This is a genomic window from Krasilnikovia cinnamomea, assembly GCF_004217545.1.
GTDB classification, from domain to species: Bacteria; Actinomycetota; Actinomycetes; order Mycobacteriales; family Micromonosporaceae; genus Actinoplanes; species Actinoplanes cinnamomeus.
The window spans coordinates 858374-874512 of the sequence record NZ_SHKY01000001.1 but is presented as its reverse complement, the minus strand read 5'-3'; the positions used below and the strand labels follow the sequence as shown (position 1 = coordinate 874512).

The 16139-nt window shown below is 74.0% G+C and carries 18 protein-coding genes and 1 riboswitch; of the genes, 12 read left to right on the top strand and 6 right to left on the bottom strand.

The genetic code is table 11. The annotated features are described in order from the left end of the window. Positions 1-162: 162 nt before the first annotated feature. Positions 163-2133: an ATP-binding SpoIIE family protein phosphatase gene (locus EV385_RS03815; protein ID WP_130508186.1), complete on the bottom strand. Its 1971-nt coding sequence runs from the start codon at positions 2131-2133 to the stop codon at positions 163-165. 189 nt (positions 2134-2322) lie between these two features. Between EV385_RS03815 and EV385_RS03810 the strand changes: the two genes are divergently transcribed. Beyond that, positions 2323-4125 (top strand): cellulose binding domain-containing protein, encoded by a 1803-nt coding sequence (locus tag EV385_RS03810; RefSeq protein WP_130508185.1) that lies wholly within the window; start codon positions 2323-2325, stop codon positions 4123-4125. A 108-nt stretch (positions 4126-4233) separates the two neighbouring features. Next, positions 4234-5895 carry a mechanosensitive ion channel family protein gene (locus EV385_RS36050; RefSeq protein WP_242624680.1) on the top strand — a complete coding sequence of 554 codons (1662 nt, stop codon included), beginning with the start codon at positions 4234-4236 and terminating at the stop codon, positions 5893-5895. A 97-nt stretch (positions 5896-5992) separates the two neighbouring features. Here EV385_RS36050 and EV385_RS03800 read toward each other — a convergent pair whose 3' ends face one another. Together EV385_RS03800 and EV385_RS03795 are read right to left on the bottom strand one after the other, a co-directional pair. Continuing rightward, positions 5993-6349, bottom strand: coding sequence for a DUF6401 family natural product biosynthesis protein (locus tag EV385_RS03800; protein ID WP_130508184.1), 357 nt, complete (start codon positions 6347-6349; stop codon positions 5993-5995). A 73-nt stretch (positions 6350-6422) separates the two neighbouring features. Then, positions 6423-6623, bottom strand: a complete 201-nt coding sequence (locus tag EV385_RS03795) for a hypothetical protein (protein WP_130508183.1) — start codon at positions 6621-6623, stop codon at positions 6423-6425. 67 nt (positions 6624-6690) lie between these two features. On the opposite strand from EV385_RS03795, the gene EV385_RS03790 reads away from it, so the two are divergent. Next, a complete protein-coding gene (locus EV385_RS03790; RefSeq protein ID WP_242624679.1) occupies positions 6691-7464 on the top strand; it encodes a hypothetical protein in 774 nt (257 codons plus the stop codon). A gap of 105 nt (positions 7465-7569) precedes the next feature. Continuing rightward, complete coding sequence (locus EV385_RS03785) at positions 7570-8748, top strand: glycosyltransferase (RefSeq protein ID WP_130508182.1); 1179 nt, start codon at positions 7570-7572, stop codon at positions 8746-8748. Between the two features lie 15 nt (positions 8749-8763). Here the strand turns inward: EV385_RS03785 and EV385_RS03780 are convergent, their stop codons facing one another. Continuing rightward, a complete protein-coding gene (locus EV385_RS03780) occupies positions 8764-9267 on the bottom strand; it encodes a hypothetical protein (protein ID WP_130508181.1) in 504 nt (167 codons plus the stop codon). Between the two features lie 412 nt (positions 9268-9679). Beyond that, a riboswitch (cyclic di-AMP (ydaO/yuaA leader) is annotated at positions 9680-9841 on the top strand. 9 nt (positions 9842-9850) lie between these two features. Between EV385_RS03780 and EV385_RS03775 the strand changes: the two genes are divergently transcribed. Further along, on the top strand, positions 9851-10408 hold the full coding sequence (locus tag EV385_RS03775) for a C40 family peptidase (protein WP_130508180.1): 558 nt from the start codon (positions 9851-9853) through the stop codon (positions 10406-10408). 118 nt (positions 10409-10526) lie between these two features. Here EV385_RS03775 and EV385_RS35585 read toward each other — a convergent pair whose 3' ends face one another. Next, complete coding sequence (locus EV385_RS35585) at positions 10527-10658, bottom strand: hypothetical protein (RefSeq protein WP_278044965.1); 132 nt, start codon at positions 10656-10658, stop codon at positions 10527-10529. Between the two features lie 170 nt (positions 10659-10828). Between EV385_RS35585 and EV385_RS03770 the strand changes: the two genes are divergently transcribed. The 7 genes from EV385_RS03770 to EV385_RS03740 all read left to right on the top strand — a co-directional run bounded on the left by EV385_RS03770 (position 10829) and on the right by EV385_RS03740 (position 15821). Beyond that, positions 10829-12415 (top strand): glycoside hydrolase family 3 protein, encoded by a 1587-nt coding sequence (locus EV385_RS03770; protein ID WP_130508179.1) that lies wholly within the window; start codon positions 10829-10831, stop codon positions 12413-12415. A 79-nt stretch (positions 12416-12494) separates the two neighbouring features. Continuing rightward, complete coding sequence (locus tag EV385_RS03765) at positions 12495-12821, top strand: hypothetical protein (RefSeq protein ID WP_130508178.1); 327 nt, start codon at positions 12495-12497, stop codon at positions 12819-12821. A 115-nt stretch (positions 12822-12936) separates the two neighbouring features. Further along, on the top strand, positions 12937-14100 hold the full coding sequence (locus EV385_RS03760) for a mechanosensitive ion channel family protein (protein WP_130508177.1): 1164 nt from the start codon (positions 12937-12939) through the stop codon (positions 14098-14100). Between the two features lie 105 nt (positions 14101-14205). Further along, a complete protein-coding gene (locus tag EV385_RS03755; protein ID WP_130508176.1) occupies positions 14206-14640 on the top strand; it encodes a phage holin family protein in 435 nt (144 codons plus the stop codon). Then, positions 14637-15041 (top strand): DUF3618 domain-containing protein, encoded by a 405-nt coding sequence (locus EV385_RS03750; protein WP_130508175.1) that lies wholly within the window; start codon positions 14637-14639, stop codon positions 15039-15041. The genes EV385_RS03755 and EV385_RS03750 overlap by 4 nt, the downstream gene beginning before the upstream one ends. Beyond that, positions 15038-15310, top strand: a complete 273-nt coding sequence (locus tag EV385_RS03745) for a DUF4235 domain-containing protein (RefSeq protein WP_130508174.1) — start codon at positions 15038-15040, stop codon at positions 15308-15310. Before EV385_RS03750 ends, EV385_RS03745 begins: the two co-directional genes overlap by 4 nt. 307 nt (positions 15311-15617) lie before the next feature. Next, on the top strand, positions 15618-15821 hold the full coding sequence (locus EV385_RS03740; RefSeq protein WP_130508173.1) for a cold-shock protein: 204 nt from the start codon (positions 15618-15620) through the stop codon (positions 15819-15821). Positions 15822-15915: 94 nt separating this feature from the next. Here EV385_RS03740 and EV385_RS03735 read toward each other — a convergent pair whose 3' ends face one another. Next, a complete protein-coding gene (locus EV385_RS03735; protein WP_130513055.1) occupies positions 15916-16131 on the bottom strand; it encodes a hypothetical protein in 216 nt (71 codons plus the stop codon). Positions 16132-16139 lie beyond the last annotated feature (8 nt).

The following is a 16139-nucleotide window of genomic DNA, read 5'->3' as shown; positions in this document are numbered from 1 at the left end:
CTGCCATCACACCGAGGTTCAATGTCCGAAAGAACTACGTTTCACGCTGCGTTCATCACTCAGCGTTGCGCATCTTGCAAGTACGGAACGTGAATGGTTGACGCGTTGCGCCGGCGTGAACACGCAGTGGCGCCGGTCCACCTCGGACCGCGTCCGGTGGGGTCAGCGGTGGGGGATGAGGATCTCGAACCAGACCGTCGCGCCGCGCACGCTCGGGTCCGTCCCCCAGGCGTCGCTCAGCTCCTCGATGAGCCCGAGGCCCCGGCCCCGGCTGCTCATCGTGTCGGTCTGCGCACGGGCCACGCTGCCGCGCGTGCCCGTGTCCGCCACCGAGACGAGCAGCCGCTCAGCGCTCAGGTCGATGTGCACCTGAGCGGGGGTGCCCGCGTGCAGCAGGGCATTGGTGGTCAGCTCGCTGGTGCACAGGATCGCCGCGCCGATGACCGGCTCGGGCACGGACCACTCGCGCAACCGGCTCGTCATCCAGTGCCGCACCCGGCTCGGCCCGGTCGGCTCCGCCGGCACCTGCATGGTGGCGGAGCGGCTCAACGTGACCGCGTGCTCGACCGCCAGGACCGCCACGTCGTCGTCGGTGCGCCCCGGAACCGCGGCGTTGGCCAGCGCGCAGAGATTGCGCGGATCACCGCTGGGCGCCGCGGCCACCACGTCGACCAGGGCGTCCAGGCCCACGCTCAGGGCCTGCTGGCGGCGCTCCACCACCCCGTCGCTGAACATGAGGATCGTGTCGCCGGGCTCCAGGCGTACCTTTCCGACATTCCACCGGCCGCCCAGGCCCAGGGGCGCACCCGGCGGGAGCGCGACGAGCTCGGCCGTCGCCGGGCCGCCGTCGGCGCCCGCGCGGCGCAGCACCGGCGGCGGGTGCCCGGCGCTGGCCAGCGTGATCATGCCGTCGACCGGATCCAGTACGCCGTAGACCACGGTTACGAAGATCTCCTCGTTGCGCGACTCCGCACCCAGCGAGCCGATCAGCCGGTCCAGCCCGGCCAGCACGGTCTGCGGGGCCGGATCCGTCAGCGCCAGCGCCCGCAGCGCGGCCCGGACCTGGCCCATCACCGCGGCGGCCCGCACATCGTGGCCGGCCACGTCACCGAGCACCATGGCCAGGCGTCCGCCGGCCAGCTCGAACGCGTCGTAGAAGTCGCCGCCCGCCGCGTTGCCGTCCACCCCCACGTCGTAGCGGGCCGCGATGCGGAAGCGGTCGAGCTCGGGCAGGTGCTCGGGGAGCATGCTGCGCTGCAGCAACTGGGCCGTGCCGTGCTGGGCCTCGAACCGGCGGGCCCGCTCGGCAGCCTGCGCGACCAGCTCCACCGCCGCCGTGAGCAGTGCCCGATCCGCGGGCGGCCAGGCATGGGCGCTGCGGTAGCCCAGCGAGAGGGCCCCGCGTACCGACATGGCCCGCAACGGCAGCACGGCCAGCGACCGGAGGCGTTGCTCGTGCCGGTCGGTCGCGACGTCGCGCAGCGGTGTGCCCTCGGCGGTGAACGCGCTCCGGCCGCTCTGCGCGGCCGCCACCAGCGGCGAGCCGGATTCGGGGCCGACCCGCTTCCACAGCGGGGGCAGCCGCTCGTCGGCCTCGTCGAGCATCTCACCGCGGATTCGGCGAACGGATCGCCAGGCCGGGCCGTCGTCTACCACGAAGGCACAGTGGTCCACGTCGAACGAGGCCGTCGCGAACGCGAGCACGACCCGGGCCACGTCGTCGATGGTCAGGGCGCCGGCCAGCTGGGCCGTCAGCTCGCTCAGGCTCTGCAGGCGCCGGGTCACCTGGGTGGTCTCGGCCGCCGTCACCTGCCACAGCTCGGCGGAGACCTCGGCGACCGGGCGACCGAGCGCGCCGGGATGCCGGTCGCCGAGCGCGCCGGCGTGGGCGTCGTTGTAGATCAGCCGGAAGTCGTCGCCGAGCGTGAGGGCCATCGGCACCGTGGCGGCGAGCACCACGTCCACGGCCGCCCGGACCTGCGGGTCCCACTCCGCCATGGGCCCCAGCGGGGTCGTTTCCCACGGGAACTCGTGCACCAGCCGGGCGCAGTCCGGGTCGCCCTGGGCCGCCGCGCCCGCCTGGGTCGGCAGCGCGGTGATCGTGGAAGGGTCCCCGCCTCCCGAGCCAGTCATGTAGAAAGCCTATCCCCACTCAACCTTTTGGACGATGTGGGCACCATCCGACCGTCCGAAACTTGCGAGTGCCACCTGGAGTGCCCTGCGTCACATGTGACGTTATCGCCCACGACCTGACGCTGGGTAGTCTCGTCGTACCCCAATTGACCTTGGTGTTCTCCATTTCCCAGGTCCTATAGTCCCGGCGTGACTTTTCCCAGCCAGCCCCGGCCGAGCCGCGGTGTGATGGGGTACGTCGCCGAGCTGCAGCAGTTCGACACTCAGCCCGCGGCCGAGCCCGACCCCGAGCCGACCGACCCGTACGCGGCCCTCGCCGATCTCGCCCCGCGCGATGAGGAGCCGCCGGGCCGGTCCGCCGCCGCGCCGTCCGCGCAGCCGGGCGGGGGGCACGCACCGGAGGGGGCGGGGCGGCCGGTTTCCGGCCAGGCGGCCCTCTTCCGGGACGCCTGGGCGCTGCCCGAGCCGGGCACGGAGCAGGAACAGCCGCGCGGCCGCTTCGCGGTGCCGGAGCATCCGCCCCACGACGCGGGCGACAACCGGCGCGCCGGAGGATCTCTGCTCAGCGGCGGGACCGGCGGTTTCGCCTGGCGGCCCGACGGGCCGTCGGCCGGGCCCGCCCAATCCCCGTACGGGGCCGGAACGTACGGCACCGGCGGAAACCAGGCCGACGCCGCGTCCGTTTGGTTCCCCCAGCACGAGGCGGCCGATTGGCGCCAGGAGCAGTACGGAACCGATTGGCGCCAGGAGCAGTACGGAACCGATTGGCGCCAGGAGCAGTACGGGGCCGATTGGCGCCAGCGGCAGGAGACCGATTCGCGCCAGGAGCAGCAGGCGTCGGATTGGAACCAGGAGCAGCAGGCAACCGGCTGGGGCCGGGAAGATCAGGCCGCTGGCTGGGGTGCTGAGGAACAGGCCGGTTGGGGCGCGCAGGAGCAGGGCGCCACTTGGGGCGCGCAGGAGCAGGCGACCGGCTGGGGCGCGCAGGAGCAGGCGACCGGCTGGGCGGCGGCGGACCGCTGGCAGGCCTCGGCCGTGGTGCCGCCGGCCCCCGGGTGGGACTCGCGGACCGCTGACGGCTGGGTGGCGCCCGCCGACGCCCCGGCCGAGGATGACTGGGCGGCGCACCGCACCGCCCCGGACGGCGACGATCGGGAACTCACGGTCACCGCCGACAACCGCCGCGGCGGCCCGCCGGCCGAGCGCCACGGCGCGGCGGCGGGGCACCGCCTGCCCGAGACGGAGACGCCGCGCGGCGCGCGGCGGCGCCGCCTCGTGCTCGGCGCCGCCGCCACGGCGGTCCTGCTCGGCACCGGCCTCTGCTACGCGGCGCTGCGCGGTCCCGCCGCGCCGTCGCGCGCGGCCGCACCCGCCGCGACCACCTCGGTCCTGCCCTCGGACGACGCGCCGCTGGACCCGGCGGACTCCGGCGCGGACGCCAGCCCGGCCCTGCCGAGCGAGTCCCCCAAGCCCACCACCGTGAGCCCCACCGCCACACCTTCCGCGTCCCGCCGCACCGGCCCCGCCGGGGGCAGTTCGCCCACCGGCACGCCGGGTGGACCGGGTACGGCCCTGCCCGGCGCCGCCACGCCGGGCAGCGGCACCCCCACCCCGAAGCCGACCGGCAGTGCCTCGTCGTCGGCGACGGCCAGCCCCACGCCGACCGCGCTTGCACCGCTCACCGCGACGTTCACGCACACGTCCGACACGGGACCGGACGGCATCACCGACTACGCGGGCACGGTGCGGGTCACCAACCCCCGGGACCGGGCCGCCGGGCAGTGGCGGGTCACCCTGAAGATCCCCGGCGGCAACGCGGTCGACGCTGACGCGGCCGTCGCCGTCACCCAGGACGGTGAGAAAGTCACCTTCACGCCGCCGGGTGACGCGACCATTCCCGCGGGCGGATCGGTCACCTTCACCTTCCGGGTGCAGGGTGTGCTCACCGCCGAGCCGCTGAACTGCGCGATCAACGGTGACCCCTGCGCCTGACCGGACGGGCGAACAGCCGCGCTGCACTCGGCGGGCTCCGCGCGACCGACCTAATGTCGTCAGTGTGCCGGCAGGTCGCCGGCCGGTTGCGGCAGCTAGGGGGCGCGGATGAATGGCGACGACCTGAGCCGGGGGTTGAGCGACATGTGGCGCTCGGTGCTGTTGTTCGTGCCGACGGCGCTGGCGTTCATCGCGATCCTGGCCATCGGGTACGTCGTCGCCCGGCTGGCCCGCACCCTCGTGGCCAAGGCCCTGCAGCGGATGGGCTTCGACCGGGCCGTGGAACGCGGCGCGGTACGCCGGGCGCTGCGGGGGAGCAACATCGACGCCAGCGACCTGTGCGCCAAGATCGCCTTCTACGCGGTGTTGCTGTTCGCCCTGCAGCTCGCGTTCGGACTGTGGGGTCCGAACCCGGTCAGTGATCTGCTCACCGTGCTCATCGCCTGGCTGCCCCGGGCGTTCGTGGCCATCGTGATCGTCGTGGTGGCCTCCGCTATCGCCGGGGCCGCGCACGACCTGATCGCGAGCGCGCTCGGCGGCCTGAGCTACGGCCGGCTGCTGGCCCGGATCGCCTCCGTACTGATCATCACGCTGGGGGTCATCGCGGCCCTGGATCAGGTCCACATCGCCACGTCGGTGACCCAGCCGCTACTCATCGCGGTTCTCGCCACGATCGCGGGCATCCTCGTCGTCGGCGTCGGCGGTGGCCTGGTACGGCCGATGCAGAAGCGCTGGGAGGAGTGGCTCGAGCGGGCTGGCGCGGAGTCCGCGGCGATCCGCGAGCACGCGCGGTCGTACGCCGACGAGCGCGCCCGGGAGGCGGCCGAGCAGGCCCGCCTGGCGGAGGAAGCTCGGCTGGCGGAAGAGGCCCGCAAGGCGGAGGAGGCCCGCCTGGCGGAGGAAGCTCGGCTGGCGGAAGAGGCGCGCAAGGCCGAGGAGGCCCGCAGGGTGGAAGAGGCGCGCAAGGCGGAAGAGGCGCGCAAGGCGGAAGAGGCCCGCAAGGCCGAGGAGGCCCGCAAGGCCGAGGAGGCCCGCAAGGCCGAGGAGGCGCGTGAGGCGGAGCAGGCCCGCCGGGCGCAGGAGATTCAGCGGGCCGCGGATCGGGCCCGCAAAGCCGAGGAGGCCCGGAAAGCGGAGGAGGCCCGCGAGCAGCAGCGGGTCGCGGGGGAACGCGCGGCCGACGAGGCCCGGCGCGCGGAGCAGGCCCGCCTCGCGGCGGCCGACGCGGTCCGGGCGGAGGCCGAGGCCGAGGCGGCCCGCCAGCGTGAACGCCGCGCGGCGGCCGCTGGACAGAACCGGGGCGGTTCGGGGCGCCGTTCCGGCGGCCGGGCCGATACCGAGGACGACCGGCCGGACTTCGTGCCCGGGTTCGGCCGCGACGACGACGAGGCGACCACCGACCTGTCCGCGGTTCCCGGCGCCGGTCCGGGCGGGCTCGCACCACCCGGCGGCACCCAGCCGCAGCCACCAGGCGACATCCAGCCGTTCCGCGCCGCCGATGACACCCAGCCGCTCCGCGCCGCCGATGACACCCAGCCGCTCCGCGTCAGCGACGACACCCAGCCGATCCCGGCGGATGACACCCAGCCGATTCCCGTAGCGACCGAGACCGCGACGGGGCCGGACGTGACCGAGCCGATCGCGGTCGGTGACGCCGACGCGGCGGCCGACACCCAGGTTCTCCCGCCCACCGGACCGGACGCCGACGCGGCCGGGCCGGAGCACCCACCCGCCACCACCCGCCGCGCCCGCCCCCGCAAGCGCAGCTGAGCGGACGACGAGGTAGCGGACGGACGAAGGCCGGTGCCGGAGATTCCGGCACCGGCCCATGATCGGTACGGCCTGATCGGTGTTTCCGCCTCGCGGGTCAGCGGCGCGGGGGCAGGCTCCGGGCGAGTGTGCACACGGCCAGCAGGCGCACCAGCACCCAGTCCTGCACCTCCCAGTCGATCCCGTCGGCCGGCGCGCGCCAGCCGTGCTTGTACGCGGCCTCCCGGACGCCTTCGGCGTACGCGGCGAGGACCACGGCCGTCAGCGGGCGGCTGTCCGCGGACAGGCTCTCCCGGATCCCGGCGGAGTGCTGGTCCACGGCTGCCAGCAGGCCGGGGGACTCCGCGGCCGCGGCGAAACCGGAAACTCCCACCGACGCGTGTACGGCGTCGAGGCAGGCATGGGCGGAGCGCAGTGCAGCGCGGGCGGCGTGGCCGCCGAACAGGCCAGTCATGGAAAGAGACGGTAGGAAGCCACGGGTAGCCATAGGTTCTCCCGACCGGTGCAGATCGGTTGAACCGCGATGACTATTCGGCTGGTTCCGGGCGGCGCCGTTGGACGTCGTCGGCGAGGATCACGGTGGCAACCACGAGCGCCACGACCAGCGCGAACAGCCAGGACGCGTCGTCGGTGAACTTCGCCGCGAGCGGAGCCTGGAACGCGGCCAGCACGAAGCCGAGCCACGCGAACCGGCGCTGGCGGTCGGAAAGGAAGCCTGCGGACTGCACCCGGCAAGTCTGCCGCGATGCGGGCGAAACGCCGTCACCCGTTCGGCCGATTCCGCGTTGTCCGATCGTGTTCCGCGAGCTGAGCCGCCGCCGCCCGGCCGCGCTGTTGTCCGCTCTGCTGGCCGTGCTTCCGGCGGCCGCGTGCACCGGCGCGGCCGAGCACGCCGGACCCGCCGAGCACGCCGGACCCGCCGGGAGCTCCACGGGAACCGCCGTACCCACGGGAACCGGGGCGGGCCACGTCGTCGAGGCGCCGCTGCGCGGGCGCGGTGGGGCGTCGCTGGTCGTCGGGGACGCGGCCTCCCGGGTCGACGTGCGCCTGGCGGACCTGCCTGGGCTGCTCTACCGGATCAGCACCCCGGCCGGGTCGGGCCTGGCCCCGCGGGTCACGGGCATGGACGGCCGGCTTCGCCTGGCCCTGCGGCCCACCGGCGGCGACGGCGCGGACGCGGTCGGGATCGCGCTGAACCGTACGGTCAGCTGGGACCTGCGGCTTCCGGCGGGGGCGGGGGAGCAGCACCTCGACCTGAGCCACGGGCGGATCCGGCGGCTGGACGTGGGCGCCGCCGGGCTGATCGAGGTGCGGCTGCCCCGCCCGCGCGGCACCGTGCCGGTCACGGTCACCGGCCCGGCCGCGACGATCACCGTACGGGCACCCGCCGCCAGCCCGGTCCGGGTGCGGCTGCGCGGCGGCGCCGGGTCGGTCACGACTCCGTGGGCGGCGCGGGACGCCGTGCCCGCCGGGTCGGTGCTGGCTCCGGCCGCCTGGCCGCGCGTTCCGGACCGGTACGCCATGGAACTTCGCGCACCCGCCACCGCCCTGAAACTCCGCACGTTCTGATGGGCCGGGTCGGGTTTATCCCGAGCTGGCCGGGGCACATCGCACCGAGTGTCACGGCCTTCCTCCGGTCGTCCTCCCGGAGGCTGCTCTGCTGGAGGAGGACCCATGCGCGTCGCGATGATCTCGGAGAACACCGGTTCCCTGGGCGCCGGCGGCCGGCACGTCCTGGAGCTGGCCGAGGCGCTGGCGGAGCTCGGCCACGACGTACGGATCCACACCCGGCGCGACGACCCCGCCGCGCCCGACGTGGTGCGGGCCCCGGGCGGTGTCCCGGTGGTACGGGTTCCCGCCGGTCCGGCGCGGGTGCTTCCCGTCCAGGAGCGGCTGCCGTGCCTGGGTGAGTTCGCGCGGTGGCTGGGCCGCTCCTGGCGGGACGGGGACTGGGCGCCGGCCGTGGTGCACGCGCACTTCTGGACGGGCGGTCTCGCCGCGGTGACCGCGGCCCGCCGGATCGGCGTACCCGTGGTGCAGTCGTTCCACGAGCTGGGCGCGGGCCCCGCCGAGCCGGGCGGCAACGGCCCGTCGCGGGCCGGCTACGAGCGGGCGCTCGGCCGCGCCGTCGATCGGGTGCTCGCCCGCAGCCAGCAGGAGGTAGGCGAACTGGTGGACCGGGGGGTGCCGCGCCCGCGGATCACCTTCGTCCCGGCCGGGGTGGACAGCCGGCGGTTCAACCCGGACGGCCCGGTGGCGGAGCGCGACCCGCGCCGCCCCCGCATCCTGGCCGTCGGGCGGCTGGCCGACGGTACGGGCTACGGCGCCGTGGTCCGGGCCATGCGGGCCGTGCCGGGAGCGGAGTTCGTGCTGATCGGCGGCCCGCCCGCGGCCGGGCTGCCCGACGACCCGCAGGCCGCCCGGCTGCGCGAGCTCGCGGTGCGCTGCCAGGTCGCCGACCGGGTCCGCCTGGTCGGTGCCGTCACCTCGGCGGACCTGCCGGCCTGGTACCGCTCGGCGGACGTGTTCGTCGTCGCGCCCGGGCAGGACCGGTACGAGGCGGCTCCGCTGGAGGCGATGGCGTGCGGCGTGCCCGTGGTGGGCGTCGCGTCCGGCGCGCTGCCGGAGACCGTGGTGGACGGCCTGACCGGTGATCTCGTGCCAGCCGCCGACCCCGAGGCGCTGGGGGGCACGCTGCGCCGGCTGATCATCGACCCGGTGCGCCGGTTCGCGTACGCGACCGCCGCGCTGGACCGGGCCCGCCAGGCGTACTCCTGGCAGCGGGCGGCGGCCCAGGTCGGCGCCGTGTACGCGGCGCTGGAGAGCCGCTCCGACGCCGAGGCGGTCGCGTAGCGCCCCGGCGCGTGATCAGTCCGCGAGCGCGGCGGACAGCTCGTCGCGGAACCGGCGCTCGCTGTCGGTCACCGTCTCGGCGCCGATGCCGAGCACACCTCCGGTGGAGGCGGCCCCGACCACCGATTCCGCGATCTCCACGAGCCAGTGCCGGTACGTCCGGGCGTCCTCGGCCGGGGCCTTGGCGGCCAGCAGCGTGACCGCCTGCCCGACCCGCTCCAGCACGTCCCCGGCGTACCCGGCGGGGTCGGCCGGGGCGAGGACCGGCAGTTCCTCGCCGAGTTCGGGGTCGCCGACGCGGTCCACCACGGCGGCGGCGACCGCCGCGACGAGCGGGCTGCTGCTGGTCCGGGCGTCCGCGATCTCGTCGAGGCCGGCGGCGTTCTCGGCGCGCGTCTTGCGGGCCCCGTCGAGGCTGGCGGCGCTGGCGGCGGTCAGCACCGACTGCGGCAGGCCGGTCAGCAGTCCCCATTCGGCGTCGGTGTAGCCCAGGCTGGCGTACATCGGTTGGTCCGTCACTCGGGTGGTCCTTTCCACGGTTGTCGGCGACCGAGAGTGCATTCTCCTCGCCTGCCGGAACGGACGGGATCCGTACCCGGGCTGCGCCGAACCGAATCGTCATCCGGTACCGCGGCGAATGTCGGGGACCGGCCGGGCCCGTATCGTCTGCCGCCCGGGTCCCGATTCCCGGCACCGCCGGACGGCGGGCTCGGCTGTGACCTACGCCACAGACCCCTGCCCGGGTCGTCCGCTTCCGGGGGTCTTGGACCAGCCGTGTCCCGCCGGGTACCCGACCGGGCGTCGGGTTCGTGAGTCGCGAGGTCCATGCAACCGCAGTGGCGGTGAGCCGGTTCGCCCCCGTGCCGACGGTAAGGGCGCACCCCGAACCCGGGGTCGCTGCTTCCGGCCGCGGAGTCCTGCCCGCCGGGAGTGCGAACGAAGACTGACTCCTATCAGTGACTTCGATGGGCAGGAGCGGGGGACCCAGTGTGCCGGTGCCCGACACCGGCTGGGGGTGCGGCCACGCGGAGCGTGGCGGGCCACTTCAAGGCCTAACCCGACAGCTAACCTCGCACGCGGGTTGAAGGATCAGGATGCCTGAATGTCTCATTCCCACCCGCCGGTTCTGCGTCGCCTCGCTCTGTTCGGGCTGGCCGCAGCGCTGGTAACCACCGTCACCCTGGGTGCCGCGGCGCCGTCGCCGGCGGCGGCGGACTCCAGGGCGGCCGGGTCGCACGCGACCGCGGCTCAGCGGGCCGCCAAGGCCCGCGCGGCTCAGGCGCGCGCCGTCGCGGCGGCCAAGGCCCGGGGCCTGCGGATCGTCGCGTTCGCCAAGGCGCAAAAGGGCAAGCCCTACCGGCTCGGCGCCGGCGGCCCGAAGGCCTTCGACTGCTCCGGCCTGGCCGGATACGTCTACCGCAAGGCGCAGCTGAAGCTGGGCCGCACCGCGAACGCCCAGTTCCACCAGGTGCGCCGCCTGGCCAAGGCGCAGCGGCGCCCCGGCGACCTGGTCTTCTGGGTTCGCGGCGGGCACGCCTACCACGTGGCCGTCTACGCCGGTCAGGGGAAGGTGTGGCACGCCCCGAAGCCCGGCAGCCGGGTCAAGCTCGCGGCGATCTTCGAGCCCGGCAGGGTCAGGTACGGCCGGATCGGCGTCTGACCCGGGTTCGGCCGCCTCGGCGGTGAAGTCAATTTGGCCGCCTCGGCGGCTGTCGCGGTCAAGGCCGCCCCGGTCACCGGGGTGGCCTTGACCGTTGCGTGGGCCGCCCAGGAGTGGGTCAGCGTTTGCCGCCGAACATGCGGCGAATCGCCCAGATCAGGATGAGCGCGGCGAGGGCGACGCCGAGCAGCCGGACGGCATGCACTTCGGACCAGTCCACGCCGGAGGTTGCCGCGAGGGGGGTCTGCACGCCGAGAACTCTAACGGGCGCGGACACCGTACCAATAGAAAGGTTTGTTGACTGAACGCGGACCGGGTGTGACCATTGGTCCGTCCGCCGCGCCCATGACGGTTGTCGGTTGTCAGTTGGGGACGCGCTCACCGGAGCGCGTGTCGATCGTCACCGGAGGTTCGGGGCTCATGCCGCGACAAGGGGACTTGCCGGAACTCGCCGCCACCGTGCTGCAGCCGGGCTTCGTGGGCACCACCGCGCCGGACTGGGTGCGCCGCCGCCTCGCCGAGGGCCTCGGTGGAGTGGCGCTGTTCGCCCGCAACGTCGAATCCGCGGCCCAGGTCGCCGCGCTCACCGCGCAACTGCGCGCGGAACGGCCGGACGTCATCGTGGCGATCGACGAGGAGGCCGGTGACGTCACCCGGCTCGAATCCCGTTACGGCAGCTCGCGTCCGGGCAATCTGGCCCTCGGCGCGATCGACGACGTCACGGTCACCGAGGTCGTCGCCCACGACCTCGGGCTCGACCTCGCCCACGCGGGCATCACTGTGGACTACGCCCCCGACACCGACGTCAATTCCAATCCGGACAACCCGGTGATCGGCGTACGGGCGTTCGGATCCGACGCGCACCTGGTCGCCCGGCACGGCGCCGCGTTCGTCACCGGCCTGCAGCGGGCGGGGGTGGCCGCCTGTGCCAAGCACTTCCCGGGTCACGGTGACACCAATGTGGACTCGCACCACGCCGTACCCGTGATCGACCGCAGCCGGGCCGAGCTGGACGCGTGTGAGCTGCTGCCGTTCCGTGCCGCGATCGCCGCCGGGGTGCAGGCCGTGATGACCGGGCATCTGCTGGTGCCCGCCTGGGATCCGGAGCTGCCCGCGACGCTGAGCCGGCGCATCCTCACCGGCCTGCTGCGCGAGGAACTCGGCTTCACCGGGCTCATCGTCACCGACGGCATCGAGATGGAGGGTGTGCGCCGACGGTACGGGCTGGCGGGTGCCGCCGTGCGGGCGCTGGCCGCGGGCGCCGACGCCATCTGTGTGGGCGGCGACCACGCCGACGAGCACACCGCGGTGCTGTTGCGCGACGCGATCGTCGCGGCGGTGCGCTCCGGCGAGCTCGGCGAACAACGACTGCGGGACGCCGCCGAGCGGGTCCGCCGGCTGGCCGCCTGGACCGAGGTGAGCCAGATCGCCACCGGCGCCCGCGCGGCCGCCGACGCGCGCGCCGCCAGGTCGCCGACGGCGCCCGGCCCCATCGGCGCCGCGCAGGCCGGATCCGCGGTGGGCCTGGCGGCCGCCCGGCGGGCCGTCAAGATCACCATCGGCGCGGCGGCCCCCGCCCTGCCGCTGACCGAGGCGCCGCACGTGGTCGAGTTCGCCCCGCCCCGCAACATCGCGGTCGGGTCGGAGACCCCGTGGGGCGTGGGCGGTCCCCTGGCCGAGCGCATGCCCGGCACCACGGCGGTCCGGCTCGACGCCGACGATCTCGCCGGGGTGCCCGATCCCGCCGCCCCGGTGCTGGCGGGTGCCGCCGGTCGCCCGCTGGTGCTCGTGGTCCGCGACGCGCACCGGCACCCCTGGATCGCCGGGGCGCTCGCGCACACCCTCGCCGTGCGGCCGGACGCGATCGTCGTGGAGATGGGTGTCCCGGTCGCGGTCAGCGGCGGCGTGCACGTCGCCACGTACGGCGCCACCCGCGCCTGCGGGCTCGCCGCCACCGAGGTCATCGCCGGATCGACCGTGCCCACGCCGGAGCCCGTGGCGGCCTGATCCCTACCCTCCGCGCCACCGCACCGCCCCGCAGCGCCGCCGGGTGGTGCGGTGGCGCGGCCCGCGTATCCTGGTCGGGATGTGGATCCGCCCCGCGCGCCGTAGCGCCGCCCTGCTGACCAGCGCCGTCCTCGCCGTCGCCCTGCTGTCCGGCTGCGGCGGCGACAACGTGGACTGCGGCGTCGACGCCTGCACGGTGACCCTGGAGCGCAGCACGGAGGCGAGCGCCAGCGTCCTCGGCGTCGACGCGCGTTTCGTCCGGGCCGACGGGGACACCGTGACGCTGGAGGTGGCCGGTGAGCAGATCCAGCTCACCACCGGCCAGTCCGCCGTCGACGTGGCGGGCCTGCAGGTGAGCCTGGACAGCGTCACCCAGGACGCCGTGAAGGTGCGGATCTCGCGCTGAGCCTGGGGCGCCCGGGCATCGCCTTCGGCGCCGTCGTCCGGGCCCCGGTGCGGGCCCGTCGTGTACGGTGTGAAAGGGAATTTTCGGGCGCTCGCGATCTCGCGGAGGAGAGACCGTGTCCGACTTCCTGAACGCCCTGCTGGCCGTGGTGCTCGCGGCCGGCACCGCCATCGTGCTCGTCGAAGCCGTGCACTGGCTGCTGACCCGGTACGCGCGCCGCTCACCCCTGCTGAGCAGGCTCGAGCGCACCGCGCACAAGCCCTTCCTCACCACCGTCACCCTGTTCGCGGTGCAGCAGGCGCTGCGCACCGCCACCGGCGAGTTCCCCGGCCGCCACGAGGTGCTGCACATCCTGGTCATCCTGGTCATCGTCTCCGGTGCCTGGCTGGTGGGCGCTCTGCTGCTCGTGCTCGAGGACATGGCGCTGTCGCGGTGGCGTACCGACGTGCCCGACAACCGCAAGGCCCGCAGGGTCCGCACCCAGGTGGTGATGCTGCGCCGGGTCACGGTCGCCGTGATCGTCGTACTGGCGTTCGGGGTGGCGTTGATGACCTTCCCCGCGGTCCGGGCCCTGGGGGCGAGCCTGCTGGCCTCCGCGGGCATCATCAGCGTGGTCGCGGCGGTGGCCGCGCAGAGCACCCTGGCCAACGTCTTCGCCGGGATCCAGCTGGCCTTCAGCGACGCCATCCGCATCGACGACGTGGTGGTGGTCGAGCAGGAATGGGGCCGGATCGAGGAGATCACCCTCACGTACGTGGCCCTGCAGGTCTGGGACGACCGGCGGCTGATCCTGCCCACCTCGTACTTCACCACCAAGCCGTTCCAGAACTGGACCCGGACCGGGTCGGCGGTGCTGGGCACCGCCGAGATCGACGTGGACTTCGGGACCGCGGTGGAACCGCTGCGCGCGGAGTTGCGGGCGGTGTGCGAGAGCACCGAGCTGTGGGACGGCCGGGTGTGCGTGCTGCAGGTGACCGACGCGGTGCGCGGCATGGTGCGGCTGCGGGCGCTGGTGAGCGCGCACGACGCGCCGTCGCTGTGGGACCTGCGCTGCCTGGTCCGGGAACGGCTGGTCGCCTGGGTCTGGGAGCACCAGCGCGAGGCGTTGCCCCGCTACCGCGCCGAGACGCCGCCCGCCCATGATCCGGGACGGCCCGCGACCATCACCGCGGTGGTACCCGAGACCGACGAGGACGCGCGGGTCTTCAGCGGCGGGTCGGACGGCGAGAGCCGCGGCGCGACGTTCGTGGGCCGCCCGGCGCCGGGCGCGCAGCCGTGAGCTGAGGTGTACCGGCCGGTGTCACCGGTGGGGGATTTCTCCCGGGTCAGGATTGACGCCTCGCTGATCAGGGCATAAAGCCTAGGCAGAAGAAGGGAGGACGCAATGGCTGACGTCCTGAGCGGTGGCCCGGCCGCCCCGGCCACCGACCAGTCGACCGCAGCGCTGATCCAGCGTGCGAGCGACCAGCTCAGCACCCTGGTGCGCAGCGAGATCGCACTGGCGAAAGCGGAGCTGATGGAGAAGGGCAAACATGCCGGCCTCGGTGCGGGCCTGTTCGGCGGTGGAGGCGTGCTGGCCCTGTACGGCGTGGGCGCGCTGATCGCCACCTGCATCGTGGTGCTGGACCTGTTCCTCCCGCTCTGGCTGGCCGCACTGATCATGACCGTGGTGTTGTTCGCCGCGGCCGGGGTGATGGCGTTGCTCGGCAGGAAGCAGATGCGCCGGGCCACCCCAATCGAACCGGAGAGCGCCATCGAGAGCGCCAGGGCGGATGTCGACGAGGTCAAGCACGCGATCAAGGAGCGCAGCCGGGCATGAGTGAGAAGAACGGTTCCCCGCAGGCCAAACCGGAGATCACCGCGCTGCGGGAAGAGATCGCGGAAACGAGAGCCGATCTTGGCGAGACCGTCAGTGCGCTGGCCGCCAAGACGGACGTCAAGGCCCGCGCCAAGGAGCAGGTCGAGCAGACCAAGCAGCGGGTCAAGACGCAGGCGGCCGAGGCCACCGGCGCGGTCCGGGACGCGGCGCAGTCCGCCACGGACGCGGTCCGCGACGCGACGCAGTCGGCCACCGACCGGGTTCGCGAATCCGGCGCGCTAGACGTAGCCGCCGACGCGGGGGAACGGGTGCGCCGTAACCCGATCCCGCTGGTCGCGCTGCTGGCCGGCGCCGCGGTGCTGGGCGGCATCATCCTGGTCATGCGACGGAGGCGCCGATGAGCGCCCGGGTGCAGAAGATCGCGTACAAGCCCGTCGGGTTGCTGCTCGGGGTGATGGCCGGTGCCGTCGCGGGCATGGTGACCCGGAAGATCTGGCAGGTCGCCTCCGGCGACGACGACACCCCGGACGCGACCGATGAGGACAGGGGCTGGGGCGAGATCGTCGCCGCCGCCGCGTTGCAGGGCGCCGTCTTCGCCGTCGTGAAGGCACTGGTGGATCGCGGCGGCGCGACCGGGGTGCGCAAGCTCACCGGAGAGTGGCCGGGCTGAGTGTACGGACATTGATCGACCCTGATCGAGGGCCCTCACACGCAATCGCGTTGTGGGGGCCCGTTTCCCTGTCCTGTCAAGGGTTTTCGATGCGGCCGGGGGGCAGCTTTGCGCGCCGTTCTTCGGTACAGTATGGCCAGTTTTTGCGTACGTGGTTTGCTGCTTCCGCCCGCCGCGCTCCGCCGCCAGGTGTCGCGTGGCGAGCGGGTGGGACTGTCCTTCACAGGGCCGCCTGAGGCGCCGCTGCTCGAAAACGGCCATCGGCCCCGCATCACGGGGGCCGGCATTGTCAGAAGGAGAGTTCAGCATGGCGCAGGGAACCGTGAAGTGGTTCAACGCAGACAAGGGCTTCGGCTTCATCACCGTCGACGGTGGGGGCGCTGACGTGTTCGTCCACTTCTCGGCCATCGAGATGAGCGGCTATCGCACTCTGGAAGAAAACCAGCGGGTCGAGTTCGAGATCGCCCAGGGCCAGAAGGGCCCGCAGGCGGAGCAGGTCCGCCCGCTCTGAGACCAGCCCGCCGGTGGTGACACCGGCTGCCGGCCGCCTGGCGGAGGTCGGCCCGGGTTGGCCCCGCATCCTCGCAGGATGCGGGGCTTTCCCGTTATTCGGCCGCGCTTCCGGCCCTGCCGCGGCTGCGCTGCCGGAGTCCGATCACGATGAGGGCCAGGCCGCCGACCGCGACGACCGGGCCTATGACCGCCCACGCGGTCACGCCGCTCATCGCGCTGTCGGTGAGCACGTCCAGCCCCTGCAGTGTCCACACCGCACCGAGCACGACCGCCAGCAGCCCGAGGCTCATCGCCAGCCATCCGCGCATGACGTCGT